The sequence below is a fragment of the Massilia eburnea genome, from assembly GCF_050709955.1.
Lineage (GTDB): Bacteria > Pseudomonadota > Gammaproteobacteria > Burkholderiales > Burkholderiaceae_D > Rugamonas > Rugamonas eburnea_A.
Map to the genome: position 1 here is coordinate 1 of NZ_JBNZFX010000033.1, position 25,856 is coordinate 25,856.

At 62.0% G+C, this 25,856-nt stretch carries 28 protein-coding genes; 15 read left to right on the forward strand and 13 right to left on the reverse strand.

From position 1 onward, the window contains the following. Positions 1 to 23: 23 nt before the first annotated feature. Positions 24 to 362 carry a LysR family transcriptional regulator gene (locus ACQ4MM_RS20365; protein WP_431479064.1) on the reverse strand — a complete coding sequence of 113 codons (339 nt, stop codon included), beginning with the start codon at positions 360 to 362 and terminating at the stop codon, positions 24 to 26. A gap of 109 nt (positions 363 to 471) precedes the next feature. On the opposite strand from ACQ4MM_RS20365, the gene ACQ4MM_RS20370 reads away from it, so the two are divergent. Beyond that, positions 472 to 846 carry a nuclear transport factor 2 family protein gene (locus ACQ4MM_RS20370; protein WP_431479065.1) on the forward strand — a complete coding sequence of 125 codons (375 nt, stop codon included), beginning with the start codon at positions 472 to 474 and terminating at the stop codon, positions 844 to 846. A gap of 30 nt (positions 847 to 876) precedes the next feature. On the opposite strand, the gene ACQ4MM_RS20375 is transcribed toward ACQ4MM_RS20370, so the two are convergent. Beyond that, on the reverse strand, positions 877 to 1,632 hold the full coding sequence (locus ACQ4MM_RS20375) for an FCD domain-containing protein (RefSeq protein WP_431479066.1): 756 nt from the start codon (positions 1,630 to 1,632) through the stop codon (positions 877 to 879). 81 nt (positions 1,633 to 1,713) lie between these two features. On the opposite strand from ACQ4MM_RS20375, the gene ACQ4MM_RS20380 reads away from it, so the two are divergent. Continuing rightward, on the forward strand, positions 1,714 to 2,529 hold the full coding sequence (locus tag ACQ4MM_RS20380) for a DUF4019 domain-containing protein (RefSeq protein WP_431479067.1): 816 nt from the start codon (positions 1,714 to 1,716) through the stop codon (positions 2,527 to 2,529). Positions 2,530 to 2,542: 13 nt separating this feature from the next. Here ACQ4MM_RS20380 and ACQ4MM_RS20385 read toward each other — a convergent pair whose 3' ends face one another. The 7 genes from ACQ4MM_RS20385 to ACQ4MM_RS20415 form a co-directional block, all read right to left on the reverse strand. After that, complete coding sequence (locus tag ACQ4MM_RS20385; protein WP_431479068.1) at positions 2,543 to 3,178, reverse strand: hypothetical protein; 636 nt, start codon at positions 3,176 to 3,178, stop codon at positions 2,543 to 2,545. Then, a complete protein-coding gene (locus tag ACQ4MM_RS20390) occupies positions 3,175 to 3,879 on the reverse strand; it encodes a hypothetical protein (RefSeq protein ID WP_431479069.1) in 705 nt (234 codons plus the stop codon). Before ACQ4MM_RS20390 ends, ACQ4MM_RS20385 begins: the two co-directional genes overlap by 4 nt. Further along, positions 3,866 to 4,729 carry an AraC family transcriptional regulator ligand-binding domain-containing protein gene (locus tag ACQ4MM_RS20395; RefSeq protein ID WP_431479070.1) on the reverse strand — a complete coding sequence of 288 codons (864 nt, stop codon included), beginning with the start codon at positions 4,727 to 4,729 and terminating at the stop codon, positions 3,866 to 3,868. The genes ACQ4MM_RS20390 and ACQ4MM_RS20395 overlap by 14 nt, the downstream gene beginning before the upstream one ends. 115 nt (positions 4,730 to 4,844) lie before the next feature. After that, entirely contained in the window at positions 4,845 to 5,378 is a 534-nt protein-coding gene (locus tag ACQ4MM_RS20400; RefSeq protein WP_431479071.1) for a DUF2059 domain-containing protein, read from the reverse strand. Positions 5,379 to 5,389: 11 nt separating this feature from the next. Further along, positions 5,390 to 6,991 (reverse strand): OmpP1/FadL family transporter, encoded by a 1,602-nt coding sequence (locus tag ACQ4MM_RS20405; RefSeq protein WP_431479072.1) that lies wholly within the window; start codon positions 6,989 to 6,991, stop codon positions 5,390 to 5,392. Between the two features lie 10 nt (positions 6,992 to 7,001). Next, positions 7,002 to 8,012, reverse strand: a complete 1,011-nt coding sequence (locus tag ACQ4MM_RS20410; protein WP_431479073.1) for a transporter — start codon at positions 8,010 to 8,012, stop codon at positions 7,002 to 7,004. Positions 8,013 to 8,022: 10 nt separating this feature from the next. Then, on the reverse strand, positions 8,023 to 8,790 hold the full coding sequence (locus tag ACQ4MM_RS20415) for a C39 family peptidase (protein ID WP_431479074.1): 768 nt from the start codon (positions 8,788 to 8,790) through the stop codon (positions 8,023 to 8,025). A gap of 449 nt (positions 8,791 to 9,239) precedes the next feature. Between ACQ4MM_RS20415 and ACQ4MM_RS20420 the strand changes: the two genes are divergently transcribed. Genes ACQ4MM_RS20420 through ACQ4MM_RS20435 form a run of 4 tightly spaced genes read left to right on the forward strand, consistent with a single transcriptional unit; the run spans position 9,240 to position 11,905 of the window. Further along, complete coding sequence (locus tag ACQ4MM_RS20420; RefSeq protein WP_055936636.1) at positions 9,240 to 9,752, forward strand: DUF6160 family protein; 513 nt, start codon at positions 9,240 to 9,242, stop codon at positions 9,750 to 9,752. Between the two features lie 43 nt (positions 9,753 to 9,795). Continuing rightward, entirely contained in the window at positions 9,796 to 10,587 is a 792-nt protein-coding gene (locus tag ACQ4MM_RS20425; protein WP_431479075.1) for a hypothetical protein, read from the forward strand. Continuing rightward, positions 10,479 to 11,447: a DUF6160 family protein gene (locus ACQ4MM_RS20430; RefSeq protein WP_431479076.1), complete on the forward strand. Its 969-nt coding sequence runs from the start codon at positions 10,479 to 10,481 to the stop codon at positions 11,445 to 11,447. Before ACQ4MM_RS20425 ends, ACQ4MM_RS20430 begins: the two co-directional genes overlap by 109 nt. Next, positions 11,444 to 11,905 carry a hypothetical protein gene (locus ACQ4MM_RS20435; RefSeq protein WP_431479077.1) on the forward strand — a complete coding sequence of 154 codons (462 nt, stop codon included), beginning with the start codon at positions 11,444 to 11,446 and terminating at the stop codon, positions 11,903 to 11,905. Before ACQ4MM_RS20430 ends, ACQ4MM_RS20435 begins: the two co-directional genes overlap by 4 nt. On the opposite strand, the gene ACQ4MM_RS20440 is transcribed toward ACQ4MM_RS20435, so the two are convergent. Next, complete coding sequence (locus ACQ4MM_RS20440; RefSeq protein ID WP_431479078.1) at positions 11,902 to 13,080, reverse strand: MFS transporter; 1,179 nt, start codon at positions 13,078 to 13,080, stop codon at positions 11,902 to 11,904. The genes ACQ4MM_RS20435 and ACQ4MM_RS20440 overlap by 4 nt on opposite strands. Positions 13,081 to 13,135: 55 nt before the next feature. Here ACQ4MM_RS20440 and ACQ4MM_RS20445 point away from each other — a divergent pair, with 55 nt between their 5' ends. The 3 genes from ACQ4MM_RS20445 (at position 13,136) to ACQ4MM_RS20455 (ending at position 16,424) form a co-directional block, all read left to right on the forward strand. Then, entirely contained in the window at positions 13,136 to 13,849 is a 714-nt protein-coding gene (locus tag ACQ4MM_RS20445) for a substrate-binding periplasmic protein (protein WP_431479079.1), read from the forward strand. Between the two features lie 4 nt (positions 13,850 to 13,853). Continuing rightward, complete coding sequence (locus ACQ4MM_RS20450) at positions 13,854 to 15,350, forward strand: dipeptidase (RefSeq protein WP_431479080.1); 1,497 nt, start codon at positions 13,854 to 13,856, stop codon at positions 15,348 to 15,350. Between the two features lie 132 nt (positions 15,351 to 15,482). Beyond that, a complete protein-coding gene (locus tag ACQ4MM_RS20455; RefSeq protein ID WP_431479081.1) occupies positions 15,483 to 16,424 on the forward strand; it encodes a TraB/GumN family protein in 942 nt (313 codons plus the stop codon). On the opposite strand, the gene ACQ4MM_RS20460 is transcribed toward ACQ4MM_RS20455, so the two are convergent. The 3 genes from ACQ4MM_RS20460 to ACQ4MM_RS20470 all read right to left on the reverse strand — a co-directional run bounded on the left by ACQ4MM_RS20460 (position 16,421) and on the right by ACQ4MM_RS20470 (position 19,210). Continuing rightward, entirely contained in the window at positions 16,421 to 16,753 is a 333-nt protein-coding gene (locus tag ACQ4MM_RS20460) for a hypothetical protein (RefSeq protein WP_431479082.1), read from the reverse strand. The two genes, ACQ4MM_RS20455 and ACQ4MM_RS20460, sit on opposite strands and share 4 nt — an antisense overlap. A 76-nt stretch (positions 16,754 to 16,829) precedes the next feature. Continuing rightward, positions 16,830 to 17,228 carry a VanZ family protein gene (locus tag ACQ4MM_RS20465; protein WP_431479083.1) on the reverse strand — a complete coding sequence of 133 codons (399 nt, stop codon included), beginning with the start codon at positions 17,226 to 17,228 and terminating at the stop codon, positions 16,830 to 16,832. A 143-nt stretch (positions 17,229 to 17,371) separates the two neighbouring features. Next, positions 17,372 to 19,210 carry a methyl-accepting chemotaxis protein gene (locus ACQ4MM_RS20470; RefSeq protein WP_431479084.1) on the reverse strand — a complete coding sequence of 613 codons (1,839 nt, stop codon included), beginning with the start codon at positions 19,208 to 19,210 and terminating at the stop codon, positions 17,372 to 17,374. A 223-nt stretch (positions 19,211 to 19,433) separates the two neighbouring features. Between ACQ4MM_RS20470 and ACQ4MM_RS20475 the strand changes: the two genes are divergently transcribed. From ACQ4MM_RS20475 to ACQ4MM_RS20500, 6 genes are all read left to right on the forward strand, one after another. After that, complete coding sequence (locus ACQ4MM_RS20475) at positions 19,434 to 23,204, forward strand: type VI secretion system Vgr family protein (protein ID WP_431479085.1); 3,771 nt, start codon at positions 19,434 to 19,436, stop codon at positions 23,202 to 23,204. A 242-nt stretch (positions 23,205 to 23,446) separates the two neighbouring features. Beyond that, positions 23,447 to 24,163 (forward strand): transglycosylase SLT domain-containing protein, encoded by a 717-nt coding sequence (locus ACQ4MM_RS20480; RefSeq protein WP_431479086.1) that lies wholly within the window; start codon positions 23,447 to 23,449, stop codon positions 24,161 to 24,163. Continuing rightward, positions 24,082 to 24,318, forward strand: coding sequence for a LysM peptidoglycan-binding domain-containing protein (locus ACQ4MM_RS20485; protein ID WP_431479087.1), 237 nt, complete (start codon positions 24,082 to 24,084; stop codon positions 24,316 to 24,318). Before ACQ4MM_RS20480 ends, ACQ4MM_RS20485 begins: the two co-directional genes overlap by 82 nt. Beyond that, complete coding sequence (locus tag ACQ4MM_RS20490; protein WP_431479088.1) at positions 24,302 to 24,877, forward strand: hypothetical protein; 576 nt, start codon at positions 24,302 to 24,304, stop codon at positions 24,875 to 24,877. The genes ACQ4MM_RS20485 and ACQ4MM_RS20490 overlap by 17 nt, the downstream gene beginning before the upstream one ends. A gap of 2 nt (positions 24,878 to 24,879) precedes the next feature. Next, on the forward strand, positions 24,880 to 25,248 hold the full coding sequence (locus ACQ4MM_RS20495) for a hypothetical protein (protein WP_431479089.1): 369 nt from the start codon (positions 24,880 to 24,882) through the stop codon (positions 25,246 to 25,248). Between the two features lie 201 nt (positions 25,249 to 25,449). After that, positions 25,450 to 25,713, forward strand: a complete 264-nt coding sequence (locus tag ACQ4MM_RS20500) for a PAAR domain-containing protein (protein ID WP_431479090.1) — start codon at positions 25,450 to 25,452, stop codon at positions 25,711 to 25,713. The last annotated feature ends 143 nt before the right edge of the window (positions 25,714 to 25,856 follow it).

Below are 25,856 nucleotides of genomic sequence, written 5' to 3' on the forward strand. Positions count from 1 at the left end.
AGTAAACGCGATCTGACGGAAGTTTACAAGGCCTGTTCGTAACTCATTGAACGTAAACGACTTTTGGAGATGTGTATAAAGCTATGGCTTTGGCCCGATGCACCAACAGTCGCTTCCTCAATTCCCAGGAGGAGCGGCATCACCTTCAGTATTAGCTCATGGCCAGCGTCTGTCACTTCAACGTGACGGCTGGTTCGATGTACGAGCTTTGCGCGTAAGCGGTCCTCCAGTCGTTGGATAGCGCGACTCACCGCAGGCTGAGTCTTGCCCAGACGCGAGGCGGCACGGCCAAAGCTCTTGGCTTCCGCTACGGCTGCAAGGACAAGCAGGCCACCGATAAGTCCTCCATCGAGTTCTTCCATGATGATCTATGTGTTCCAGTAATGGCAGCGATAACCGATTCGCAGTAGTCGAGGGCGGAAGGAGCGCTCATTATACGAGGCGTTCAATAATTATTGAGGAGAGTTGGCAATGACCCAGACCCAAGACATCGTCGCTTTGATTGATGACTATTTCAATTTGGCCTATGAACCGAAGAGTCGCGACTTCAATAAAATTTTCCACCCAAGCTGTCTTGTCCAGTGGCTTGATGAAGGCCGGTTGCAAACCATGTCTTCGCTGGACTATGCAGCGCTCATCAAAGGGAGAGTTAGTCCGCAATCAACTGGCGAACCTCGGGACGAGGTGATCCTCTCCATGCAGAACATCTCGGACTGCCTTTCAACGGCCACAGTGAAGGTGCGGATTGGCAAAAAGCTGTTCAACGATCACTTTGTCATGCATAAGGTGGAGGGCTCCTGGCTGATAGCAACCAAGGCGTCCTACTTGGTGCGTACATTCGCCTGATGAACCGGGCTGCAGAAACGTAAGGCTGCTTCAAGGTCGGCTTAGTGACGGAAGTCGCCGTGTCGCTGTACTGCGGCGTTCCTCATTCCTCATTGCTTCGCGCATGGTCTGCTGCACGAATTCAAGGTGTTGGTGGGCCGCGCGTCCCGCAACATCCATCCTGCGATTCCGTACGGCGTCCCAGATCGTGCGATGCTGCGCCTGGAGCTGCGCCCACAGCTCGGGGCGCGCAGTCAAGTATTCCAGGTTACTTTGTACATGGCCTTCCATCACTTTGTGCAGGCTGGAACTCAGGTGACCGATCAGTACATTGTGCGAAGCTTCCGCAATCGCCTGGTGGAATTCCACGTCGGTCTTGATGCACTGTTCCAGATCCTGCGCCGCAAATGCACGCTCGAGCGCTTCATGGCATGTGCGGATGCGTTCGAAGTCCTCCTCGGTGCCGCGCTCCGCCGCCAGTTGCGCGGCCTGCCCTTCCAGCATGTGGCGGAACTCCAGCATGTCGCCGTGGATATCGGGGTGATCCTTCAGCATTTGCTGCCAGGGATCGGTGAATGCCGCCTGCATTGAATCGGTCACGAAGGTGCCGCCGCCATGGCGCGTTATCAGCAAGCCCTTGGCCACCAGCGACTGCAAGGCGCCGCGCAGGGAAGGGCGCGATACGCCCAGTTCCACCGCCAGTTCACGCTCGGACGGCAAGCGGTCGCCGGGCTTCAGCGAGCCTTCGAGGATACGGGTTTCCAGCTCTGTGGCGACGACATCAGAGAGACGTTGGGCGGATTGCATGGCGGCTCGCGGGTGAGTGCTAAGACCGCCGGATGCTACCACAATTGACCTTTTGCCGCGCCGTGCTCTATATTGCAACGCATGATCGATTTCCTGATACTCCTGACCGCATCGGCAGCTATGCCGGATGCCATTGGCTACACTTCCGCCGCGACTGCGCTGGAGGCGTTGAAAGCGCGCGGCGATGTCACGATCGCCGAAGAGGGCGGCTGGACTACCGTGGACGACAAGGCGAACCGCACCCTGTGGTCGTTCACGCAGGCGGGCCACCCGGCACATCCTGCCGCTGTGCGACGCACCGTGGTCATGGAAAATGGCCAGGTGTCGATCAAAATGAACTCGCTGTGCCATGCCAAGAAGGAAGCGTGCGACAGCATGCTGGAGGAATTCCGCAGCATGAATACGGCGCTGCAGCAGTCGTTGGCGCCACCGAAGAATGCCGGTTCGGCGCCTTCATGGCAGCCAAGCAGTTCGCAGCGGGCGCGCGTTGAGGAGTTGAGCAAGGCTTACTTTGCCGAGAAGGATGCGGCGCGCTATGCCGAGGCATGGGAACGGCTGGGGGCGGGCTTGCGGCTGCAGTGGACGTTCGAAGGATGGCGCGATGCGGCGGCTGCGAGTGCCGCGCGTACTGGCGAGATGCGGCAGCGCGAACTGAAAAAAGTGACGATCTATCGCAGCTCGCAAAGCGGCACACCGGGTACTTATGCAGCGGTGGATTTCACCGGCCGCTTCGCCAACGCCGAAACGTACTGCGGCTACCTGGTGTGGAGCCAGCAGGCGGATGGCAGCTTCCTGCTGATGCGGGAAGAGGCGAATTACATTTACAACGCGACCGCCGCGCAGTTGACGGCCGAACAGCGGTCGAAAATGAAGGGCGTGTTCCGTTGCGTTGATTGACGCGCCGCCGCGTCTATTTGGCGGCTTGCCCGCGCAGTGCCTCCAGCGTGCGCGGCAGGCTGCGCTTGCTCATCATCTCGACGATCCAGCCGAAGCCGAACGGCACCGGGCCGGGATCGGCGTAGACGTGATATTCAATCAGCGTTTTGCCGCCTTCACCGGCGATTGGCGTAAATAGCCAGTAGCCGGTGGTGTCGGCGATGGTGTCCGCAGGCGCCATGCCGCTGGGGATCAGGCGCCATGCCAGCTTGCATTGGGCGGCGTCCGGCTGCTGTTGCTGCTCGAGGCGCAGGCGGTACTTCTTCTGCTGGCCTAGCGGGAGGTCAAGCGTCATGTCGACCAGGACGTATCCTTCTCCTTCGCCAACTGGCAGCGCGCTTTTTGTGTTGGGCATGTAGGTGGAGTAGGAGGCGTAGTCCTGCACCATTGCGCACAGGCGCGGGACGGAAGCCGGAGCCAATGTCCAGGCGGTGAACGCCTTGCCGGGCAGGCCGGGGCTTGGCGCTTCCGCCACGTGGATGGTGCTGCCGGCCAGCGTGGCCACGTCGGGGGCTTGCGGCGTTACGGAAGCGGCGGCGATTGCCAAGCCGGGTGCGGAAACGGCTGTGACGGCGGCGACGGCAAGAGCCAGGCGGGATGCGGCCTTCATCGCTTGAGCGCCAGGGTGATGACGGTGCCGGTCAGGTCGATGCCCCGGATCGAGATGCTGCCGAACGTCGGTCCGCCTGCCGCGGCGCCATGCACGCGGATGTTGTTGAAGTTGATTTCTCCAATGGTAGTGGGCAGGTTCAGCGACAGCGAGCCATCGGGATTGACGGTGGTCGCTGCGCGGTTTGGCGCGTACACCACGTTATGCACGCTGACATCCGATTCCACCAGTCCCAGCACAGGATTGACCAGCTTCGCCAGGTCGCCGCTCACTTCCACTCCGTTGCGCTTCAACTGGTCGCGCACCTGCCGCACCAGCTCGTCGTCGAGGCCCTGCGCGGTGACCGCATCAAGTTCATGTTCCGCCAGCGCCGCCAGCGAACCTTCACGCGGCAGGATGGCGGCAGGCGCGCTGACGGCAGCGGGGGCGGCAGCCAGCGTTTCGGCTGCATAAGCCTCCAGCGGGGCAAAGATCGCCCCGATCAGCGCCGCCGCCATGCGCACGCGCCGCTGCTTGAGCAGGATGTCCTGCACATGCTGGTGCGTGACCAGCTCCCACTCGGCGAAGATTTCGCCAAGGCGCTGCCCGGTCTGCCGCTGCTGTGCGATGGCGTTCTGCAGCTGCTCTTCGGTGACCAGATTATGCTTGACCAGCAATTGGCCAAACAGTTGCGCGGGATGTTCCGGTTTATACCATGCCATGTTTCTCTCCATGATTGGCCAGGTCGGAAGGCGTCATGCCGAACCAGCGCTTGCAGGCGCGATAAAACGCGCTCGGTTCGGAAAAACCCAATTGGAAACTGAGCATCTTCAACGACAGGTCGCCGGTTTCAAGCGATTGCCGCGCCAATGCCCGCCGCGTGTCATCCACCACGTTGGAAAAGCTGGTGCCTTCCTCGGCCAGGCGTCGCTGCAAGGTGCGCTCGCTCATGGCCAGCAAACCTGCAACCGCGTCCCGATGCGGCGGGCCTTTCGGCAGCAGCGCAGCGAGGATCTCCTGCACGCGGGCCGTGAACGCAGGCGACTGCGCCTCGGCCAGTTGCGCCAGGATGGGCTGGGGTCCGCCTGGCGGCGGCATGCCGCCATGTGGCAGCGCCGCCACCATGTCGGTATCGGAAAACTCCATCACATTGTGCGGCCGGTTGAAATGCACCGGGCAGCCAAAGGTGTTCTCGAAGTATGCCGAGTTGGCAGGCTCCGGGAAGGCGTATTCCACCTTGACCGGCACCGCGTCGTCGCGGCCGGAGGCACAGCGCAGGGTACGCAGCAGCACGCACCACACGAAGTCGTAGCGCTGGCGCGGTACCACGCGATGCATGCCGGGCAGCAGGATACCCACGCGCGTGTGGCCGTGGCAGCGCTCGATCGTGCTTTGCACGGTGGGCGACAGCAGCATGATGTGCCCCATCACGCCCAGCCAGCCCAGGCGGTGCGGGGTGGAGACCTTCAGGCCGATCAGCGGATCGCCTGAATGTTCAACCACCAGCTCCCACAGGTGGCTGAGTTTGTCCGAGAGCGTCAGCGCATCGCAAGCCAGGGCCGTCGCCTTCATTCAGGCCGGCCTGCTCGAACAGCGCTTCCGCTTCAACGCCGGAATGGGAAAGGCGCGATTTCACACCGCGCACCAGGTGAAGAGCTGAAGAATAGCTCATGGCCTGTGCTCCCGCTCAGGGCGTCACCGCACTACGCAGGCGCATGCCGATGCGCTGCTGCAATTCCTGCAGCTTGGGGTCCATCACGGCACGCGTATCGGCGGCCACGCCTTCGCCCAGCTTCTTCTGCAGCTCGGGCACCATGGCCTCGAACTTCTTCTTCACGGGCGACTCGAGGATGGTGATGATCTGGCGCAGCTCTTCCTCGGTAAAGCGATCGGCCAGCATCGGTGCCAGCGTGGTGCCGACCAGCTTGTGCGCGCTGGCTTGCGCCAGCGGCTTGTTCTCGTCCATGAACTGGCGCGCATCGGCCACGATCTCCTTCAGCGCGACATCGCGCTTCTCAGGCGATACCCGCCCCTGCAGCACGGCACGCGCCTGTTGCACCGCATCGCCGACCGGCGCCTGCAGCATCGACTCGCCGATGCTCTCCGGGTGCCACAGCTGCAGCACGCGGTTGACCAATTCCTGTTTTGCGGCCGCTACCGGCGCCGCATGCACTGAGCCCCCGATGGCCAGGGCGGCGATCATTGTCGCGAGTTTCTTCATCTCGTTCGCTCCTAGAAATGTTCAACAAGACTGAATCCGGCGTACCGGACTTTGATGTCGCCGGCCACGTCCTGGCCGGCGTAAGGGTTGTAAATGATGTTAAGGAATTTGCTGCTGTTCATGTTGTCCGACGAATCGGCCGGCGCATTGAACTTGCCACTCATATAGGAAGCGGCCAAGTTCAGCTCATACTTCTTGCTGAGACGCCAGTTCAACCCCACGCTATACAACTTGGTGTCCGGCAGCGGTGCAATCAGGTCGATCTTGTTGGCCGGGACCGACGTCTTGCGCGGCTCGTAGCCAAAGCGCAGCGCCATGTTTTCAAACGGGAATAGCTGCAGGCCGTAGCCCATGTTCAGCACACTCTTGTAGCCGCGCGGGATTTTCAGCTTGCTGGAATCGGGAACGCCATACAGGCGCGCCACTTCCAGCAGCTTGATGCTCTGGTCGAATTCGAACACCAGCTGGTTCCAGTCGCTCCAGCGCGCATAGCTGGCATCCACGTTCAACTGCACGTAGCGCACCGGCTTGAACTTCACGCCGACCTGCAGGTGCGAAGGGAAGGGGATGCTGGCCGACATATTGCCATGCTGGACTTCCGGGATCGACTGCGGCAGGCCAAGGATGGCGCCTGCCACGGGGCCGAACAGGCTGGAATTCAGGCCCTTGACGAAGTTGCGCAGCATCGGCTCGGTCTCGAAGGTGTAATGCCCGGTGTAGCGGGTCTTCGAGCCGCCCTGGTAGACCACGCCCAGCGCGAACCAGTCGCGCGGCTCCCACAGCACGCCCAGGTTCAGCGTCGGGTCGACCGGCGAAGTCATCTCCAGCCGCATCGCGGCGGCCTTCTTGAAGGGATTGACCATGCCGGCCTTGCCGCCGCCGCACAGGCCAAAGCCGAAGGTGTCGATGATGTTGCCGCCTTCTTCCGGGCACCAGCCTTCCTGCAGCTTGCCGAAGATGCCCAGCAACTGGTTGGGGAAGCGCATATGCGTATCGACCACGAAGGCCGAGTGCGCGATCGGCACGGCGGCGCCGAAACGCAGCGTCTCTGAATACTTGTAGCCGACGGCGGGCGAAGCCCAGACCAGCCGTTGCAGCTGGATCTGGCGGCCGTCGAAGCGGCCCGGGTCGTCCGGGTCCTTGGTGCGGTCAAGGCTGATCGCCTGCGCCATATAGGAATTGGTGGCAAAGGTCCACGGCGAGCCGGGATTGTTCCATGCGAAGCCGAAGGTCGGCACGATCACGCCGGGCAGGCGCCAGCCCGGCATGCCGTAAGTCGGTATGTACATGGTCTGCCGCATCGGCCCGGTGTGGGTGCCGCTGAGCGGGTCATCCTTCCAGCCGCCGATATCGAAGCCGGCCGGTGCCGAGAAGCCGGCGCGGGCGCGGATCGAGGCGCCGAACGCGGTGTGCTGCATGCTGTCGCCCTGCAGGCGCGCCAGGCCGGCAGGATTGAAATGCACCGAGTCGATGCCAGGCGGGTCGGCCGTGACGGCGTTCCCGAGCGACATGGCCACCACGCTGGTGGTCAGGTTTTCCACCAGCGCGGCGTGCGCGGGCAGAACGTGGGCAAGCGCGGCGGCGCATGCCGCCAGGCGGAGCGGGGCTCGCATTGCTGCCTCTTCAGAACGCCAACGGCAAATTCAGGCCCACCGAGAAGTTCGGAGAGTCGCTGGTGAGGCCGATGCCGACCGACATATTGACCGTGTTCTTCGGCGACATGCGGTAACCCATGCCGAAGTTCAGGATCGCCGAGGTCTGCGTATTGGTGCGCACGTTCAAACCGTCGGCAAAACGCAACTTCGCGCCCTGGGCGATGGCTCCCTGGAACGACATCGTTGTGGAAATGCCATACGAGAGGGCATACGCGAAGCCCATGCCGAAGCCGAACTGTGTGCCCGGCGCCACGCGCGTCAGCACGCGGGTGCCGTTGGCCTGGTGCAGGCCGGTGGCCTGGCTGCTGGCAGTCAGCGACAAGGAGCCGAACAGCGCCACCGGATCGACGATGCGGTTGACGTTCATGCCCAGCGACAGCGCTGCGACGCCGCTGCCGGTCGCCTCGCCGCTGCCGGCGATGATCTTGAACGGGCTGCGGCCGGTAGGCAGGCGCAGGTTGCTGGTGGCGGTGAAGTTGGCGCGGTCGCGGCGTGCTTCCCACGGCTGGTAGCGGGCGCCGATGGCGATGTCGCCCAGCGAGAACGAAGTATTGTTGCCGTTGCGCGACTCGGCGAACTTGCCGATCACGGGCAGGGTCACGTTGGCGGTCAGGTTGTCCCACACGCCATAGTCGACCGACAAGGTGTTGGTGACGACGTGGGCCGAGACGTTTTCGATCTCGAACAGGGTCAGGCCATCGGCCGCGATATCGGTGACGATTTTTTCCTGGCCGATGTAGGTGTAGTTCAGGTCATAGGTGTATTGCGATTTGCCTTTGCGGATCAGGGAATACTGTTTGTCGACTGCGGTCAGGGTTTCTTTCAGCAGGGCGCTCTGGTCGCCTTCACCTTCCTTCTTCGCCAGCGCATCGCGTGCGGCGGCGGCGGTACTGTTGGCTGCCGTGCTTTCCTGTGCGCCGGCGGTCGAATGCACCAGCAGGGCGGTGGCAAGCATGAATGGCAGGTACTGATATTTCATTCGCGTTTCCTTATTGACGGTGCATCCAGGTGCGGGCCGGGCCGGAATTGACGGCGCGTTCCAGCAGTTGCGTGGTGTTGTTGAAAGGATCGAGCTGCCCGTGGTTGGTGACGCGGTCCATGTCGACCACGCCCAGCTCCTGGTCATTCAGTGCCAGTTGTGCCGGCGCTTTCTGTCCGGCCGGTGCGGACAGGATGAATAAGGTGTTCTTGTCCCACAGCGTGGCGAATTCCTGCACCGAAAAAGCCAGGTTGCCGGCCGAGGGATCGGCGATGAAGACCACGCCGTTGCGGATGCCGCGCAGTACCACGAAGTGCTTGGCGCCGGCGTAGTCGATCGGCACGATGGCCGGTTCTTCCAGCGTCAGCAAATCCTTCACTTCGGCTTTGTAGCCGGCGGCGGGTACATTGAGCGAAGCGGCGTAGCGCTTCATGTCCAGCAGCGAGAAGCCGCGGCGCTCGATGATCTTTTCCTTCTCGCCCTTTTCCAGCATGCCTTCCATGGCCTGCTGCTCGCTGACGTCGATACCGAGGTGGAACTTGAGGATGGTGACCAGCGCGGCCGAGCCGCAGCTGTAATCGTAGGCCTGGCGCACGATGTGGCGGTATTTGAGTTCGGAGAACGGCTCCATGCTCACGGCCTGCGAGTAGCTGCCGCCGCCCAGCATGGTTTGCGGCATGTCGTACTGGCCTTTGGGACGCTCCTGCACGTCGTGCCGGGAGAGGGCGGCGGAACCGCCAATCAGGGCCGCCAGGACCCCCATCAACAGCATCAGCATGGCAGCTCCCGATCGTTGGGGTAAGCGCTGCCCTTGCGCGTCGCGCGCGCGTCGATTCCTGCACCCATGGCGTCTCCGATGTAATGTGGACGAACGTTCGTCCTTGCTCTTTTGTTATTTATTTACGCACGTTTCACGGCTTGCACAATGCATAAAAATTAGATGCACACCTCTACTTCGCACACGAAAACTTATGCTAATGCAGGCAACATGTGCACAACGGCGCTCTTCCTCTGGGTGGCTCGCCAGGCCAAGCGTTTGGCCTGTGCGGTCAGTGTGAAACGCTAGACCCTGTCAGGCGACGCCACCTATCATAAATTTAATTAATATTGCGACAATATTAAGACGGTGCCTCGCCGCACCGGGCCCACCAGGCCCGCCACCGGCAAGGAGGTACACAGGAGCATAAAACCACGCACATTATTCTTATTCGAACGGAGATCAACGATATGAAACGCATTACCACCGCTGTAGCAATCGCCCTGTCCACCCTGGCCCTGTCGGCATCGGCCATGACCCCGATCAAAGACGCAGAACTGAGCGCCGTTACCGGCCAGGACGGCGTGTCGATCGGCGCCAACCTGAACGTCAAAGTCGAATCCTTCGTCTACACCGACACCGACGCAGTGGATGCCAACGGCCTGGGCGGCGGTTCGGTGAGCTTCAACGGCATCAAGGTCAACGGCCTGATCGCTGCCACCATCGACATCCTGTCGCGCAACTCCTTCCTGCAGGCTGCCGGCGCTGCCGGTGTGACCAACCCAGGCACCTTCTACAACCCGGCAACCGGCGGCGACGTGGTGCAGATCGCGATCCCAGCCGACGTGCAAGTGGCGGCAGGCAAACTGCTGAACATCTCGGTTGATGCAATCAAGATGGGCGGCAGCAATGCTTCCTACGGTTCGATGGCCATGAACCAGCTTGACCTGCGTGGCACCCAAGTGTGGATCTGGGCACACTGATCGCCGCTGCGGCCGTGGGAGCGGCCGCTCTGCGAATGTCCTGATGATGGAATCCCGTCTCTTTGCGGCCGCCCTGGCGGCCGCCTTTTTCTGCGCACCGGCTTCTGCGCAGCTGCGGCCCATGAGCGACGACGACCTGTCGCGCGCACGCGGGCAGGGCTTGCTGGCAGTGAGCAATAGCACGCTGGGCGGCTTCGATTTCACGCGCATCGCGCTCGATGCGGACGTGGAATTGAATGCGAGCCTGCGCCACATCCGTCTTGGCGACTACCGCTTTCCTTCGCGGGAGGGTACGGGCGCCGATATCGACATGCCGTTGCTGCAGTTCGGGCAGAACGGCAGCAAAGTGTCGATCACCAATCCATATTTCGAAGTCGTGTACCGCAACACCGGCGATGCGGCTGCGCCGCGCGAAGTGGTGGGCATGCGCATGGGCTTCGACAGCATCAAAGGCGACGTGGGCCTGAAGGCGAATGGCCTGTCAGGTTCCCTGCTGGTCAGCGGCGTGGACGCCAACGGCCAGCTAAGCAGCATCGATTCGCATACCGACGCGGGCGGCGGCAAGCGCTGGGATGGCGCCAGCTCGCTGGTCGGGGTGCGCGCTGGCGACGCCTCCGGGCCGAGCCGCGATTTCTGGATTTCCGTGCTGAAGTCGGGCGTGCAATTCCAGGCGCCAAGTGGCACGACGCAGTTGCCGGATGCCGCGCAGTCGGGCGTCTGGCTCAATTGGCGCGACAAGCTGGTATCACTGAGCGCATTGCCGCCGGCGGCGATCGCCGCGCCGATGGCGCCCGCTGCCACCATGGCTGCGCCAACCTTGCCGGCAGGGCGCTGATGATGGACGCGCGCCGCTTGCTGCTGGCCGCATGCATCGCGCTGGCGCCGGCACTGGCACATGCCGACGGATTGCGCCCGCTGAACGACAGCGCGCTGTCCGATGTGCGGGGCCGCGACGGCGTCAGCTTCGACCTGAACGGCTTTTCCATGAATGGCGACCTGCGGGTGACCTACACGCGCCCGGACGGCGCCAGCATTTGGGCCGGCAATCCCAGCGCATCGCGCAGCGACAGTGCGACGCCATTTTCCGATCCCTACCGCTTCGACATCGTGCGCAGCAATAACGGCCTGGCCGACATCGCGCAGTTCAAGCTGCCGCAAAACCCCAACGGCGAGCAGAAATGGCAGCTCGCCTACGACTTCGGGGTCAGCGCCGACGGCATCGAGCGCGATGGCGGCGCCATCGTCGTGAGCGACCTGGCCTTGTATGGCGGCGGCTGGCAATTCTCCACGCCGCGCACGCAGGATGGTCTGGCGCTCGGTGTCGCGATGCGCATGGAGATAGGGCAGTGGGCACTGCGCCCGAACGGCCGCGCCAATACGGTCGGCCAGATGGGCCTTGATAACATCCGGATCGGCGCCACCGACGAAAACGGCAACTTCACCGGCCAGCCCTGGGTTATTGCCGACGTCGCGCGCCAGCCAGCGCTCATCAATGCGCTGGCCGACGAAAACGGCCCGCGCCTGCATATCGGCATCGGCGCGCCGGACGCGCAGTACGGCACCGGCCAGGCGGCCAGCGGCGGCATTGAGATCGGCAAGATCAGTTTTACGGCGCCCGGCGGCAACGTCGACCTGGGCGCTTCCCGTATCGGCAATATCCAGATCAACTACCTCGATATCAAATTCCGCCAATGACCAGACTTGCCGCGCTATTGCTGTTGGTTCCGGCCATGCTGCAGGCCGCGCCGCCGCGCCCGCTCGACGACGGCGAACTGTCCGGCGTCAGTGCACGCGACGGCATCAGCTTCGCGGCGCACGTGGTGGTGAACGATCCGACCCTGGTGGGCGCCGTGACTGACAGCCGCCTGTCGCTGGGCTTCCATGACGGCGGCCAGCCGCGCTACATCGTGCTGCGCAATGTGCGCGGCACGGTCGACATGTTTGCCATCGGCCTCAATGTGCAGGCACGTCCGGACGGCAGCGGCGACTATATCGCCATCACGCTGCCGTCGCAGATGCGCTACACAAACTTCGGATTCGAATCAATGAGCGTGCAGAACGATCCCACTGCTGCCGTCACCGGCAATCTTGGCAGCGTCAATCTCAACGGCAACCTGCAGATGCAGGGAGAGTTCCGGATGTGGGCGCATTAGTCGCGGCGCTCGGTCGCGAATACCAGCAGCGCCACCAGCGGGAACAGCAGGCCCGCGACCAGCACGCCGTGCCAGCCATAGTGGGCCCAGGTCCAGCCGCCCAGCCATGAGCCGAAGGCGCCGCCGGCGAAGAAGATCGAGATATACAGGCCGTTGAGGCGGCTGCGCATTTCAGCGCCGAGCGCGAAAATGGCGCGCTGGCCGAGCACCAGGTTGCCCGAAGCGCCCATATCCAGCACGATCCCGCACAGCACCAGCAGCACCAGCGTGGATTCGCGGCTGCCATGGAATAGCAGCGGTGCGCCAAATGCCGCCACGGCAGCCAGCAGCGCCATCAGGGTGGTCGAGCGGGATTTGCCCTGGTCGGCCCGCCGGCCGGCAATCGGCGATGCAATGGCGCCCGCCACTCCCAGCAGCGCAAAGATCGCAATGCCGGTCTGTGAAAGGTTGAAGGCGGGGCTGGCCAGCACCAGGGGCACCGTGGTCCAGAACAGGCTGAAGGCGCCGAACATGCAGGCCTGGTAAGCCGCACGGCGGCGCAGCACCGGCGTGGTGCGCAGCAGCGTCCACATGGAGGCCAGCAGCGCGCCATAGCGGTAGCCGCCCTGCGGCTTGCGCTGCGGCAGGCGAAGATGCAGTACCACCGCCAGTACGGCGATGGCAGCGGTGGAAATATAGAAGATCGCGTGCCAGCCCAGCGCATCGGTCACCAGGCTGGAAACCGGCCGCGCCAGCATGATCCCCAACAGCAGCCCACTCATCACCGTGCCGACGGTCTGGCCGCGACGTTCCGGTGCCGACATGTGCGCGGCAAACGGTACCAGCACCTGCGCCGCTGCCGAACAAAGCCCGATAAAGAAGGCGGCGGCAAGGAAGGTGGCGGCATTGCTGGCCATCGCCGCGCCAAGCAGCGCGACCGAGGTTGCACCGAGCAGCGTCACGGTCAGGCGGCGGTTTTCCAGCAGGTCGCCCAAGGGGACGATGAAAGCCAGGCCAAGGCAGTAGCCGATCTGCGTCAACGTGACGATCAGGCCGGCCGAGCCGGGTTCGATACCGGTGGCCCGGCTGATTGGGCCCACCAGGGGCTGGGCGTAATAGAGATTGGCGACTATCAGGCCGCTGGCAACTGCCAGCAGCAAGATCATGGCGGGAGTGATGTGATGCTCTTGATTCATGGCGCAGCAGGATAGCACCGAAACAAAAAGCCTGCTGGTGGGTTAATATTTCTAAATGAAAGCCATTTCCGCCATCATGTTCGCACTATTGACCGCTGGTTCGGCACGCGCCGATCAAGTGGTGATGCTGGTCGATACCGGCACGGAAATGCCGATGGCCGACATCCGCAACGGCCAGGTGGTTGGCGGCATCCACAAGGACCTGGCGGAGGCGCTGGCGCATAAGATGGGCCGCGCAGCGGTGACGCTTTCCATGCCGCGCAAGCGCATCGCGATGGCGCTCGAAGCGGGGCAGGGCGATGTGCTGTGCATGTACCTGCCCGAATGGCTGCCGGGCCGTTTCGGCTGGACGCAAGCCTTCATGCCGCAGACCGAAACAGTCATCACCACGCTGGCGGTGGCACAGCCGCAAAGCCTGCTCGACCTGTGGGGCCAGCCGATCGGCACCGTGCTCGGTTTCCAGTACCCCGAAATGGAAAAGGCCATGGGAACCGGCTTTGTGCGCGCCGACGCGCACTCCAACCTGGCCAACCTGCGCAAGCTGGCCGCCGGCCGCCTGCGCCACGTCGCCACCATCAAATCGTTTTACGACTACCAATTGCATAAGGGCGAAAAGGTTAATGTCCATGAGCCGCTGGTAGTGCGCAGCTACAGCACGCGCTGCGCGGTTTCGGAAAAGGGCCGCGTGGCCCTGGCGGAAGTCGATGCCGCCATCACCCAGTTAGTGCGCGAAGGCGCCATCAACAAAATCCTGTCCAACTACCAATAGCAAAATGATCAAGAGACTTGCACTAGCCAGCACGCTGGCCTTCGCCACCGCCCACGCCGCGACGCCTCTCGGCAGCGACACCACCGCAGCCGCGCGCTATGCCCGCCAGACCTACGGCGAAAAGGTGATCGAGAGCCTGGCCAGCATGGTTAGCTTCAATACCGTGGCCGACGCCAAGGTGCCGTTTGAAAAGAATCCGCAGCATATCGGCTTCAAGCGCTTCATCAAGCAGGAAGCATCGCACCTGGGGCTGGACTTTGCAGACCATGGCTACATCATGGTGATCGGCCTTGGCGAAGGCAAGGAGCGGGTCGGGGTGATCACCCACGGCGACGTGCAGCCGGTGGACCCGAGCAAGTGGAAGCAGTCGCCGTTCAAGCTTGATCGCACCAGCGAGCCGGGGCTGCTGCTGGGACGCGGCACCGAAGACGACAAAGGTCCGATCGCCACCGCCATGTACGCGATGAAGGCAATCAAGGACCGCAAAGCGCCGCTGAAAAAGCGCATCGAGCTGTATATCTACATGGCCGAGGAATCGGACTGGGCGCCGCTGGAAGCCTTCCTCAAGACCCATACCCCGCCGCAAACCAATATCACCATCGACGCCGAATATCCCGCAGTGACGGCTGAAAATGGTTGGGGCGGCGTACGCGTGACCTTGCCGAACATGGCGTCGGCGCCGGGCAGTGGGCCGTTGGTGACCAGCTTCACCGGCGGCTTCTTCGACAGCCAGATTCCGGAAGATGCGCGCGCCGTGATCGACAATGCCGATGCCGCGCTGGAGACGGCGATCCGAACCCGTGCCGCGCAGCAGAAGGGCGTCAGCTACCGGTACGCATGGCAGGGCACGCGCCTGAGCGTCACCGCCAAGGGCCTGGCGGCCCATTCCTCGAAACCGGAGGATGGCGTGAATGCCATTGCCATGCTGGCCGATGCGCTGGACGTGCAGCACTGGGGCGCCAGCCAGGCCGGCATGATGATCGACTTCGTCAACGACATGATCGGCACCGGCCTGCAAGGTGAGAAGTTCGGCAAGATTGCCTACAGCGATGACTTCATGGGGCCGATGACGGTATCGCCAACCACCTTGAAGGAAACCGATAACGGCCTGGTTTTGGGCATCAACCTGCGCCGCCCGCGCGGAAAAACAACAGCCCAGCTGACATCGGAAATCAACGAGGCCTTCGACGCCTGGAAGGCCGGAAACCAGCCGCGCGCCACCCTGGTCGCGCAAATTGGCGAGCCGTGGGTGCAGGACAAGGCGCCGCAATTGCCGACCCTGATGAAGGTGTTTTCGCACTACAGCGGCATCAAGGATCCGCAGCCGATCTCGATCGGCGGCGGCACCAATTCGCGCCTGTTCCCGCGCGCTGTCAGCTTCGGCCCGACCATGCCGGGCAAGGTCTACACCGGCCATTCTGAGCATGAATTCATAACGGAGAAACAATTACTTCTCAATCTGGAAATGTACACGGCCGTTTTAATGGAGCTGGCGAAGTAATTGTCGACGTTGTTGGTGAAATGAGTATTGCCTTGCGGCAGTAAATGACATTACCATGGGCAACAAGGCTTTCGCACCGGAAGCCTACAGCCCATGCCTGGCTGCACCACAGGCATCCCCTGAAAAGATGCCATGTTACGCAAGCTTGTCTTCCTGACTGCATTGTCATTTTCCCTGTCGGCACACACCATGGATATGAGTATCCCGCCGGCGAACTCCGCCGCGCCCACCGATGCGATCCAGGTCAACGATGTGCCGCGCCGCGGCACGCTGTACCGCGTGCATCACGAAGGCAAAACTTCTTACCTGTTCGGCACCATCCACGTCGGCAAGCAGGACTTCTTCCCGCTCGAACCGGAAGTCACCGAAGCGCTCGCCAAGTCCAGCTCGCTGGTGCTGGAACTCGACGTGCGCGCCAGCGCGCCGTACTACCGGGCGCTGGAACGCCACGGCCAATACCCGGCCGGGCAAACCATCGGCGCGCATTTATCGCCTGCCGCGCTGGCCAAATTGCAGGTGGCGCTGGACAAGGTCAAGCTGCCGCTGTCCAGCGTCGAACATTACCGCCCATGGGTGGTGGCGAATATCCTGGTGGGGCAGGAGATCGAAAAGAGCGGCTTCAACCGCGGTCTTGGCGTGGAAGGCTATTTGCTGAACAACGCGGCGCGGCAGAAGAAGCCCCTGCAGGAACTGGAGACCGCCGACTACCAGCTCGGCCTGTTCGGCGCGCTGAGCGACGCGCAACAGGAAGTCTACCTGCTGGAGAATATCGCCGATATCGACAGCGGCGCTGCGCTGCGCAAATCGGCGGGCCTGGTGGAAGCATGGGGGGCGGCGGATGCGTCGCGCATCTCCGCGCTAACGCATGAGCTGACCACGGGCGACACGGTGTCCGCCCGCTTCATGGACCGCACTTTGCTGGGCAAGCGCAATCCTGAAATGGCAGCCAATATTGAGGCGATCATGCGCAAGGGCGATGCTTTCATCGGCATCGGCCTGTTGCACCTGGTCGGCGACAAGGGCGTGCCGGCCTTGCTGCGCCAGCACGGCTACCAGGTCGAAAAGGTCTACTAGTATTTGGGGCTGGTGCTCAGCGAGCCGCTCGAATAGCGGACATTGTCGCCCACGCGGTAGCTGGGCATGCTGTCCACATTCACGGTCTCGATCGAGCCGTCCATCTTTTTCACGGTGACGCGGTAGCCGCTGCCGCTGCCGGCCGCTGCTGCGCCAACCGCACCGCCGGCCGACATGGAACCGGCCGGATCAATCGACTGCACCACGCCATCCCAATTGGCGGCAGTCGAACTACTGCTGCCCTCATCCACGCTGGCGGTGTTCTTGCTGCTGTCATGAGCGCAGCCCGCCAGGGCCAGGCTCAGCAGCATGATCACGGAAAGTTTCATACATCCTCCATAAGAAGCCCACGTAAGGTCTGCGCGCCGGGGAAGTGTACGCCGTTCCGTCAACCGCCGACGCACGTCAAGCGGCAGGGCGCTTGCGCAAGCTCCACACGGCCCACATCAGCGTCGACGCGATGATCGCGGCAGCCATGTCGACCAGCCAGTCGTCGACCGAGCCGTGGCGGTAAGGGAAGAAGGATTGAACAATCTCGTCGATGGCGCCCATGATGGCGATGCCGAACACCGCTTTGAGCGCGCGTTGTGAAGGCTCGCCTTTGCAGCCGGTGAACAGCATGAAGGCCAGCACCGAATAGCCGAAGCTATGCAGCACCAGGCCGCTGGCGTATTGCGCAGCCTCGGCACGCGCGCCGGGGATCGATCCGATGATGCAGTTCAGTACGAACAGGGTGATGGCGCCCCAGAAGCGCAAGCGTGCGTGGGCGTCGCTGAGGAACAGCAGGGTCAGGAATTTTTGCATGGGTGGGAAGATACCACGGAAGCGGTTGCGCCGGCATTGAGCCGGCGCACCTTCCGCCGCCACGCATATCGATTGCGTGTGCAGCAGATGTGTCCATTATAGGGATTGGGTGTGACAGCACCATGACATAAATCAAGCTTCAGTCAAACTTTGAAGAACGCCACAGCGTCGAGCAGGGTCTCGGCCTGGCCGGCCAGTTCCTCGGCGGTGGCGGCAAGCTGTTCGGCGGCGGCGGCATTGCGCTGGGTGGTATCGCTGAGCTGGTTGATTGCTGCGCTGATCTGGCTGGCGCCGCTGCTTTGTTCGCGCGATGCCGCGTTGATCTCCTGTACCAGTTCGGAAGTCTTGCGGATGCCGGGCACGATTTCCTTCAGCAGCTTGCCGGCCTGGTTGGCCACAGCGACGCTGTCCTGCGCGACGCCGCTGATCTCCTGCGCCGCGGCCTGGCTGCGTTCGGCCAGCTTGCGTACCTCCGCCGCCACCACGGCAAAGCCTTTGCCATGCTCGCCCGCGCGCGCGGCTTCGATGGCGGCGTTCAGCGCCAGCAGGTTGGTCTGGTAGGCGATGTCGTCGATGATGGCGATTTCCCTGGTGATCTGCCGCATCGCCGTCACGGTGCGCGCCACCGCGTCGCCGCCTTCCTCCGCATAGCCGGCTACCCGTGCCGCCATGTCGTCGGTGACGCGGGAGTTTTCGTGGTTCTGGAAAATCGAGGCGCTCATTTCTTCGATGGAGGCGCTGGTTTGTTCCACACTGGCCGCCTGTTCGGTGGAGCTGGTGCTCAGGGCCTGCGCAGTGGCGCTGGCCTGCGCCGCTGCATTGGCCAGCGCGTCCGCCGACTGGCGCACGCTGGTCACCGTGGCATGCAGGCGTTGCGCCATGTCCTGCACCATATAGGCCAGGCTGCGGCGATCGTCCCGATGCAGTTGCATGCGCTGCGTGAGGTCGCCCAGGGCCACTTGCTGCAGCACCTCGCACACTTCCGATGGCTCGCCGCCGATCTGGTAAATCAGGTGGTGCCCGATCGCATAGCCAACCAGGATCGCCAGCGCGGCAATGGCCAGAATGCCGCCGGTCAGCAACTTGCGGGTTGCGTTTTGTTCATGCAAACGTTGCTCGATGTGGGCCGACAGCAGCGCAAACGCCGCATCGTCCGCACTGAACTGCTGGTCGATCGCGCGCGTGGTGGCGGCGATGTAATCGGGTGCGGCATAGTCCAGCGTATCCGCCATCACGATGCGCGTGCGTGCCAGCTCCGTCACTTCGGCAGCGGCAGCGGTGGCGGCCGCGACGGGGATGTCGAGCTTCTGCTTCAGCACGGGATTGGCGGCATACGCCTTGCCGATGGTGCGCTGCATGCCGGCGCTGGCCTGGCGCGCCTTGCTGAGCAGGCTGTACATGATGGCGCGGCCCTCTATATCGATCTTGCGGGTGGCCAGGAAGCCGGCACCACGCGCGCGCATTTGTCCCAGGTCTTCCGCCACGCGCGGCAAGTCGAAGTAGGTGGCGCGCATCAGGTAATAGGAATCGGCATCGGGATCGAGCGACAGGCCGGACTGGTCAGCCAGCTGTTCGATGAAGAGCAGGGTGAATTCGCACAGCGCGGTATGGCGCTCATAGCTTTCCACCGTGGCCAGGCTGCGCGTGCTGACGTCGCGTGCCAGCGCTGTCCATTCGTCGCGGATGCGGGCGAACATCTTGCGGTCCTGCCCCTCGCCCTCGGCCAGCATGGATGACATGCCGAACATCAGGCGGTTGACTTCGGCCTCCTTGGCGCTGCGCTCAGCGGCCAACTGGCCCGCGCCCACGAAGGCGGCCGACAGGCCACGGTGCTGCTGGATGCTTTGCAACAGGTCGAGAGCCTGGGCGCCGGGTGTGAGCCCGCTCTGTTCGATTGAGGAAAATTGAATGTTGCGGCTGTTCTCACGCAGGAACAGGTAGGACGGCGGTGCGACCAGCAGCACGGCCATAATTCCCAGCAATAGAAAACGTCGCCATAGCTTCATCCTATCCAGCAGGGTGGCCACTGCGTTCTCCCAGGATTGGCAGGTCTCAACAGTGTAGCCGGGAATCACAGGGCCCGATACCGCGACACGCGCGGCTCTGGTAACTAGCAAAAAAACATTGTCACGATTGAATCGTGCGCGGATGACACTGATATAATTCCGTGCGGAAAAATTGTATATTATTCAACCAAGGAGTTGTATGAGTAGCTTGTCGCAAACCATCCAGGCGCTTGCGCAAGGGCGACAACATAACCGCATCCTGCGCCTGTCGTTCCCGCACGGCGACGGCCCGTCCGCCACGCTGCTGGCCAACCGGCTGGACGCGGTGGAAGGCCTGTCCCGCGATTTCGAGTACACGGTGGAAGTACTGGCCGACGATGCCAATATTCCCCTCAAGGACATGCAGGGCAAGCTGGTCACCGTGTCGCTGGTACGCGGCGACGGCAGCCTGCGCTACTTCAATGGTTATGTGTTCGAGTTCCGCCTGGCCAAGACCGATGGCGGCGTTGCCTTCTATACGATGGTGTTGCGTCCGTGGCTGGCCTACCTGAAGCTGCGCAAGGACAGTTACCTCTTTCACGGCAAGAACCTGCGCGAGCAGACCGGCGATGTGTTCGCCGACTATGGCACGCACCCGGACTGGGATTGCCGGGTCCAGGGGACCGACGAAGTCGTGACCATGGCCTGCCAGTTCGAGGAAACGGACCACAACTACCTGCACCGCCGCTGGGAAGCCGCAGGCTGGTACTACTGGTACGAACATACGGAACAGGGACACAAATTGATCCTGTCGGACGATTCGACTAAATCGCCGTCGATCGACGGCCATGGCAGTGAGGTGCGCTTCCAGCGCCATGCCGGCACCATGGAGGAGGATGCGATTGGCGAATGGACGCCGGTACGCGCCATCGTGCCGGGCCAGGTAGCGCTGTCGGCTTTCAACTTCAAGCAACCGGTGCCCGCGCTGATCGACTTGCCGACCCTGAACCAACAGGGCGATGTGCTGATGGCGGAGCAGTATGAGTATGCCGGCGCCTATGGTTTCAGAACTCGCAAGGACAGCGAGGCAATGGCCTTACTGCGCATGGAGGAAATCGAAAGCCGTGGCAAGCAGTTTGAAGCTGGCGGCAACTGCCGCTTCGCCATGCCGGGGCGCTGGTTCCGCCTGAGCGAACATTTTCATGAGGAAGCGCCGGGCGCAACGCCGGACAAACAGTATTTCCTGGTGATCAGCGTCCATCACTCGGCCAGCAACAACTACCTGCAGCAGTCGGAAGGCATGTCGGACTACCGCAACCGCATGACCTGCATCCGCAAGAACGTGCTGTGGCGTCCCGGGCGCGGCTTCAACAGCGTCGCGACCAAGATCCATGGCCCGCAGACGGCCATCGTGGTCGGCCCTTCCGGGCAGGAAATCCATACCGATGAACATGGCCGGGTGCGCGTGCAGTTCCATTGGGACCGCCTGGGCATGCACGACGAGCAGAGCTCGGCCTGGATCCGGGTGGCGTCCAATTGGGCCGGTGGCAATTTCGGTGCGGTGACCTTGCCGCGCATCGGCCAGGAAGTGATCGTGCAGTGGCTCGATTCCAACCCGGACCGTCCGATCATCACCGGCCGCGTCTATAACGGCGACAATATGTCGCCTTGGGAATTGCCGCACCAGCAAGCGCTGTCCGGCATCCGCAGCAAGGAATTGAAGGGCGCCGGCGGAGCGGGCGGCCGCAACAACCATTTGCTGATGGACGATACTGCCGGCCAAATTCAGGCCGTGCTGGCCTCGGACCACCAGCGCAGCCAGCTCAACCTGGGTTACCTAACGCGCGTGCTCGACACCAGCGGCCGCAAGGACCATCGCGGCGAAGGCTTCGAGCTGCGCTCCGATGGCTGGGGGGCCGTGCGCGCCGCCAAGGGCTTGCTGGTTACAGCCTGGGGCCAGCCGGTGCAGGACAGCGGCACTACCCAGCAGGACAACACCGAAGGCGCCGATACCCTGCGTGCCGTGCTCGACAGCGCTACCTTGCGTAGTCAGGCCGCCGAGATGGCAACCGAACAACGCGGCGAGCAGAAAAATTCGCATCGGGGCCTGAAGAACCAGAAAGCAATGAACGAGAATTCCTGGTCGCTGAGCAAGCCGCTGGTCTTCATTTCCGCGCCGGACGGCATTGCCGCCAGCACACCGAAAAGCATCGTGCATGCGGCCGGCGAAGACCTGGGCTGCTACGCCGCGGGCAATGTCGACATGACCTCTGGCGAGCAGATGTCGTTCAGTTCGGCCAAAGGGATCCAGCAGCACGTCGAGCGCGGCAGCATGGTGACGGCCATCAGCCACGGCAACCATTACCTGCACGTTCAGGATGGCAAGGTGGAAACCGTGTCGCAGAAGGGTATGGTGTTCGAGGCCAAGAGCGGCGACATCGTGTTGAAGACCAAAGGCGGCAGCATTGTCCTGACTGAAAGCGGCGAGATCCTGATCAAGGGCGCCAAGGAAAGCCACGATATTGCCGGCACGTTGGAGCTGGGCGCGGCGAAAGTGGTCAACAAGGGTTCGGTGAAGGCGGCCCCGATCACTGAATTCTGGGGCAAGATGAACGTCGGAAAATTCAGCCAGCAGGTGGCGCTGAAGGACCTCGTGCCCATGGCGGCGGCAGGCGCCGCAGCCGCCATTAGCTACAAGATCCTGGCCAAGGATGGTTCGGTGCTGCAGTCGGGCAAACTGGATGAAGAGGGCAAGACCGCCCGCGTCTTCACTGAGGACATGGAAGAACTGCAAGTCGAGATCGACCACAACAACGGTAAATGGCAGTTCCTGGAAGAGGTCAAGCACGACCCGTACATGGATGCCGAAGATGACGATGCATTGAGCGAGAAGGAGCAGACGCCGGTAGGCGTCGGCGTGCTGGCCTCCAAGGCCCAGGTGCCGATCGACCAGGCCAAGCAGCTCTTCATGCCGGATGGCGAGATCAATATCCGCGCGGAGGCGATGGCGCTGCTTAGCCAGAAACTGAATATGCCGGTGCATACCATCATGCATATCGTGAAGAGCAGCGACAACCTGAAGGAATTCGGATCCGGTATCGTCGCCAACAAAGCGCTGGACCTGGCCCAGGACGGCGTCGAGGAACTGGTCGAGAAAAAAGTCAACCATTCGGCGGCCAGGCTGGTGGCCATGGTCAGCAAGGGCTGGCGCGGCGAAGGCGAATTGCCACGCGATGTTTCCTCCATCTTCGAAGAAGCTGCTGCCAAACGTGCACGCGACATGGCCAAGATCTTCGACGACGTCACGTCCGGCGGCTGCTTCGGCGTGGACGAAGATACCACCCTGCTGTCGCAGCATGACGTTGACCCATTTGAACTGGACGGGTCACCGGCAGACCTGCCGCGCCGAACTGGAAACACTGAACACTACTCCACATATTCGCGAGACTTGAAAATGAAGAAAAGCACTGTATTCGTAGGATTTCTGCTGGCGGCAGGCCTGGCACAAAGCGCATTTGCAGCCGCCAAGGTGCCGCTGCTCAAGCGCAGCGCGGTCATGCAATGCGCAGACCGCAAGATCGAACTGAAAGGCGATTGTTTCAAGCAGGACGAGATTGCAGGCCTGTCCTGCACCAGGCAGCGCCTGAGCATCAGCGATGCGGGCACCGGGCAGGAACTGGGCAGCCAGACCTTCAAGCCAATGCCGCTGAAAGCGGGCGATCCGTACCCGATCATTTCTGAACGCCTGAGCGATGCCACCTGCGTCGAGACGCCGGCCAAGGAAAAGTTCATCGTCATCATGATGAGCACTGGCGGCAACTGCGCCCAGTGCGAGTGGCAGCAGCTGTACACCTGGGACGGCAAGGTGCTGGGATCGGGCCTGAATGCCAAGCAGGATCCCGCGATCGGCGCCGCACTGAAGGGAATCGAGAGCAAGAAGGCCAAGAAACTGGGCGAAGGCGACCTCTATATCTACGCCGAAACGGACTAAGATGGCAATTGACTATAACGTCTTCTATACGCAAAAGCGTGGTGCCGCGTATCGCGATGAGCAGGTCAAGTCGTACTCCCACTATAAGGAACCGGTCGACCACAGCCCGGGGCGCCTGGCCGGCAAGTCGCGCATCTGGGGCGACGCCCCGCTGGCGGTGCAGAAAGCAATCATCGACAAGCTGATCGCCGCCGGTAAAGGCGCAGGCATGAACGTTCGGCGCGTGGCGATGCTGCTCGGCCATGGTCAAGATCGAGTCGGGCTTCAATCCCGACGCGGCGGCGGGCACCACCTCGGCCAGCGGCCTGGGTCAGTTCATCAACGACACTGGCCGGGCATATGGTTTGAACAACACCAACCGCTTCGACGTCAATGCCAGCGTCAAGGCCGTGGTCAAGTATTTCCTGGCGAACGAGAAGCTGGCCAAGAAGAACAAGAAGCCGGACGTCTGGGTCTATAAATACCACCACGACGGCCCGACCCGCGACTATGGTGGCGAGGCCCTGGCGACCGGAAAATTTGCGAAGCTTGCCGATGCGTACGAGAAAGCGCTCGAAGTAGGCCATGCACTGAGCGTCGTCGATGCCGCCGGTGCGCCGATTGCAGACGCCACCATCAAAGTCGAACAGAATGGCAAAAGCGCGGTCATGAAGACCAATGAGCATGGCCTGTTGCCAACCTTCATGGCATCGCCTGACTTCGGCCCGCTGACCATCTATATCCAGAAAGCGAGCGACGACTTCAAGGAGCTTGGCCAGCTTGCCATCGAAAAACTGAACTCGGCCTGGACGATTGTCGCGCCCAAGGAGCGCATTCCGGTCAAGACCCACGTTCACGTCGACAAGCCGAGCGGCGCGCGCCGGCCAAGACGCCGGGCATGCACAAGGTCGAGAAAGGGCAGACGCTGTCGAGCATCGCGCGCAGCCACGGCACGACCTATCAGGAACTGGCGAAGCTGAACAACATCGACAAGCCTTACTTGTTGTTCCCGAACCAGATGCTGAAGGTGCCGGAAGGGAAGGGCAAACCGGCCGCGACCAAGCCGGCACCTGAGCAAGCGTCGGTCGCCACGCCAGCGCAAGGGCATAAGCCAGCCGGTGCAGCTTCCCACTGAGGCGCCCGCAAAGCCGACTCACGCGCCGGCGGCTACGGCGGCCGCGACCAAGCCTGTGGTCAAGGAGAATCGAAGCGCAACCACAACACATCCGGAAGCAACCGTATCCAAACCGCCGGCATCGAACAGGGTGGCGAGCGCAATCGAGTATGCCGTCAAGCATAAGGAACCGGAGTCGATTGGCAAGTGTCTCAAATATGTCAAACGGGCGCTGCTCGCTGCTGGCTACTTTTCAAAATATCCGGGAACCGAACACGCCAAGGACTTTGGACCGACGTTGGAGAGTGCCGGTTTCAAGAATTTGCTGGTTTCCACACCAGGCACCAATATCAGCACGGCGCCGCATGGCTCTGTGATTATTTATGCCCCGGTTGAGAAACAGACGTATTCTGGCGGCGTGATTTCAGGTCACATTGAAATCAAGCATGCAGGCGGTTATGTCAGCGACTTCAATGGCCGCAAGCCTTGCTACAGGACGGACGCGGTCACGATGAAATCCCCGCTGAGCAAGAAGTATGGGATTACCTTCAAGGCGACAGGAATTTGGTATAAGGAGTGACTATGAATAAGTTCAAATCCATGCTGTTCGGCGCGCTGACGCTTGCAATGTCCAGCCTCGCGGCTTCGGCCCATGCCGGGGACGCGTACTCTCCGTTTGGCCTGCGTTGCGTCGCCGATGCGACGGACGCAGATTCGACGAAGGTGGCGGAAAGCCTTAGCTTGCGCTTCTCAAAAGTATGGGGGAAGGATTGGTTGACGAAGCCAACCCCGCCGGCGCGCATCGATCCGAAGGTCATGGAAGAAGTGGTCGCGATATCGGCATGCGCCGCGATTGTGGATTGTTCGAACTATTTCAATCGGCATAATCGGCGGGGACCTGACCGTCTTCACCGACATCGGTCCCAAGGTGCCATTGCGCAAGCAATTTGACGAGGCCACAGCGGCATTGCCGCAATCGGAAGGCAAGTCGGCGCTTCAAAGCTGCATGAAGCGTCAGGCAAAAAAATGAGTCCGGACAGGAGGAATTACGACCCTGAGTTTGGAGGCAAGGTTAGCGTCTTCATGGATTTGAGTACCAAAGTCCCAGTCCGTAGGCAATACTGCATTAAGCTCGTTGGAAAGAAATAAGGTATGAGTCGTCCCGTCATCCGTGTTGGCGACCAGACCTCGCATGGCGGGGTGGTCAAGACAGGCAGTTCTGAGTTCATCGTTGACGGCAAGGGCGTGGCGCGCCTGGGTGATACCTGCAGCTGCCCTTTGCATCCGAGCGAAACCGTAATCGATAGCGGTAGCGAAACCTATATCACCGACGGCAAGCCCACCGCGAGGGATGGCGATAAGACCGCTTGCGGAGCAACCCTGATTGCAAGCCAAACCAGCTACTTCATCGAGTAGCGCGCCGCTAATGGAATGAAGCCCAAACTCTTGAAGGCGGGTTTGGTGCTGCTTTTGTCATGGAAGAACCAAAAAAAAAGCCCGCTGGTTAAAGCGGGCTTAAACTATTTTCTTGGAGGAGAATAGTGGAGACATGTGCAATT

Coding starts and splice junctions, on each gene's coding strand:
- ACQ4MM_RS20365 (WP_431479064.1), bottom strand. CDS start 362: ATGGAAGAACTCGATGGAGGACTTATCGGTGGCCTGCTTGTCCTTGCA.
- ACQ4MM_RS20370 (WP_431479065.1), top strand. CDS start 472: ATGACCCAGACCCAAGACATCGTCGCTTTGATTGATGACTATTTCAAT.
- ACQ4MM_RS20375 (WP_431479066.1), bottom strand. CDS start 1,632: ATGCAATCCGCCCAACGTCTCTCTGATGTCGTCGCCACAGAGCTGGAA.
- ACQ4MM_RS20380 (WP_431479067.1), top strand. CDS start 1,714: ATGATCGATTTCCTGATACTCCTGACCGCATCGGCAGCTATGCCGGAT.
- ACQ4MM_RS20385 (WP_431479068.1), bottom strand. CDS start 3,178: ATGAAGGCCGCATCCCGCCTGGCTCTTGCCGTCGCCGCCGTCACAGCC.
- ACQ4MM_RS20390 (WP_431479069.1), bottom strand. CDS start 3,879: ATGGCATGGTATAAACCGGAACATCCCGCGCAACTGTTTGGCCAATTG.
- ACQ4MM_RS20395 (WP_431479070.1), bottom strand. CDS start 4,729: ATGAAGGCGACGGCCCTGGCTTGCGATGCGCTGACGCTCTCGGACAAA.
- ACQ4MM_RS20400 (WP_431479071.1), bottom strand. CDS start 5,378: ATGAAGAAACTCGCGACAATGATCGCCGCCCTGGCCATCGGGGGCTCA.
- ACQ4MM_RS20405 (WP_431479072.1), bottom strand. CDS start 6,991: ATGCGAGCCCCGCTCCGCCTGGCGGCATGCGCCGCCGCGCTTGCCCAC.
- ACQ4MM_RS20410 (WP_431479073.1), bottom strand. CDS start 8,012: ATGAAATATCAGTACCTGCCATTCATGCTTGCCACCGCCCTGCTGGTG.
- ACQ4MM_RS20415 (WP_431479074.1), bottom strand. CDS start 8,790: ATGCTGATGCTGTTGATGGGGGTCCTGGCGGCCCTGATTGGCGGTTCC.
- ACQ4MM_RS20420 (WP_055936636.1), top strand. CDS start 9,240: ATGAAACGCATTACCACCGCTGTAGCAATCGCCCTGTCCACCCTGGCC.
- ACQ4MM_RS20425 (WP_431479075.1), top strand. CDS start 9,796: ATGATGGAATCCCGTCTCTTTGCGGCCGCCCTGGCGGCCGCCTTTTTC.
- ACQ4MM_RS20435 (WP_431479077.1), top strand. CDS start 11,444: ATGACCAGACTTGCCGCGCTATTGCTGTTGGTTCCGGCCATGCTGCAG.
- ACQ4MM_RS20440 (WP_431479078.1), bottom strand. CDS start 13,080: ATGAATCAAGAGCATCACATCACTCCCGCCATGATCTTGCTGCTGGCA.
- ACQ4MM_RS20445 (WP_431479079.1), top strand. CDS start 13,136: ATGAAAGCCATTTCCGCCATCATGTTCGCACTATTGACCGCTGGTTCG.
- ACQ4MM_RS20450 (WP_431479080.1), top strand. CDS start 13,854: ATGATCAAGAGACTTGCACTAGCCAGCACGCTGGCCTTCGCCACCGCC.
- ACQ4MM_RS20455 (WP_431479081.1), top strand. CDS start 15,483: ATGTTACGCAAGCTTGTCTTCCTGACTGCATTGTCATTTTCCCTGTCG.
- ACQ4MM_RS20460 (WP_431479082.1), bottom strand. CDS start 16,753: ATGAAACTTTCCGTGATCATGCTGCTGAGCCTGGCCCTGGCGGGCTGC.
- ACQ4MM_RS20465 (WP_431479083.1), bottom strand. CDS start 17,228: ATGCAAAAATTCCTGACCCTGCTGTTCCTCAGCGACGCCCACGCACGC.
- ACQ4MM_RS20475 (WP_431479085.1), top strand. CDS start 19,434: ATGAGTAGCTTGTCGCAAACCATCCAGGCGCTTGCGCAAGGGCGACAA.
- ACQ4MM_RS20480 (WP_431479086.1), top strand. CDS start 23,447: ATGGTCAAGATCGAGTCGGGCTTCAATCCCGACGCGGCGGCGGGCACC.
- ACQ4MM_RS20485 (WP_431479087.1), top strand. CDS start 24,082: ATGCACAAGGTCGAGAAAGGGCAGACGCTGTCGAGCATCGCGCGCAGC.
- ACQ4MM_RS20495 (WP_431479089.1), top strand. CDS start 24,880: ATGAATAAGTTCAAATCCATGCTGTTCGGCGCGCTGACGCTTGCAATG.
- ACQ4MM_RS20500 (WP_431479090.1), top strand. CDS start 25,450: ATGAGTCGTCCCGTCATCCGTGTTGGCGACCAGACCTCGCATGGCGGG.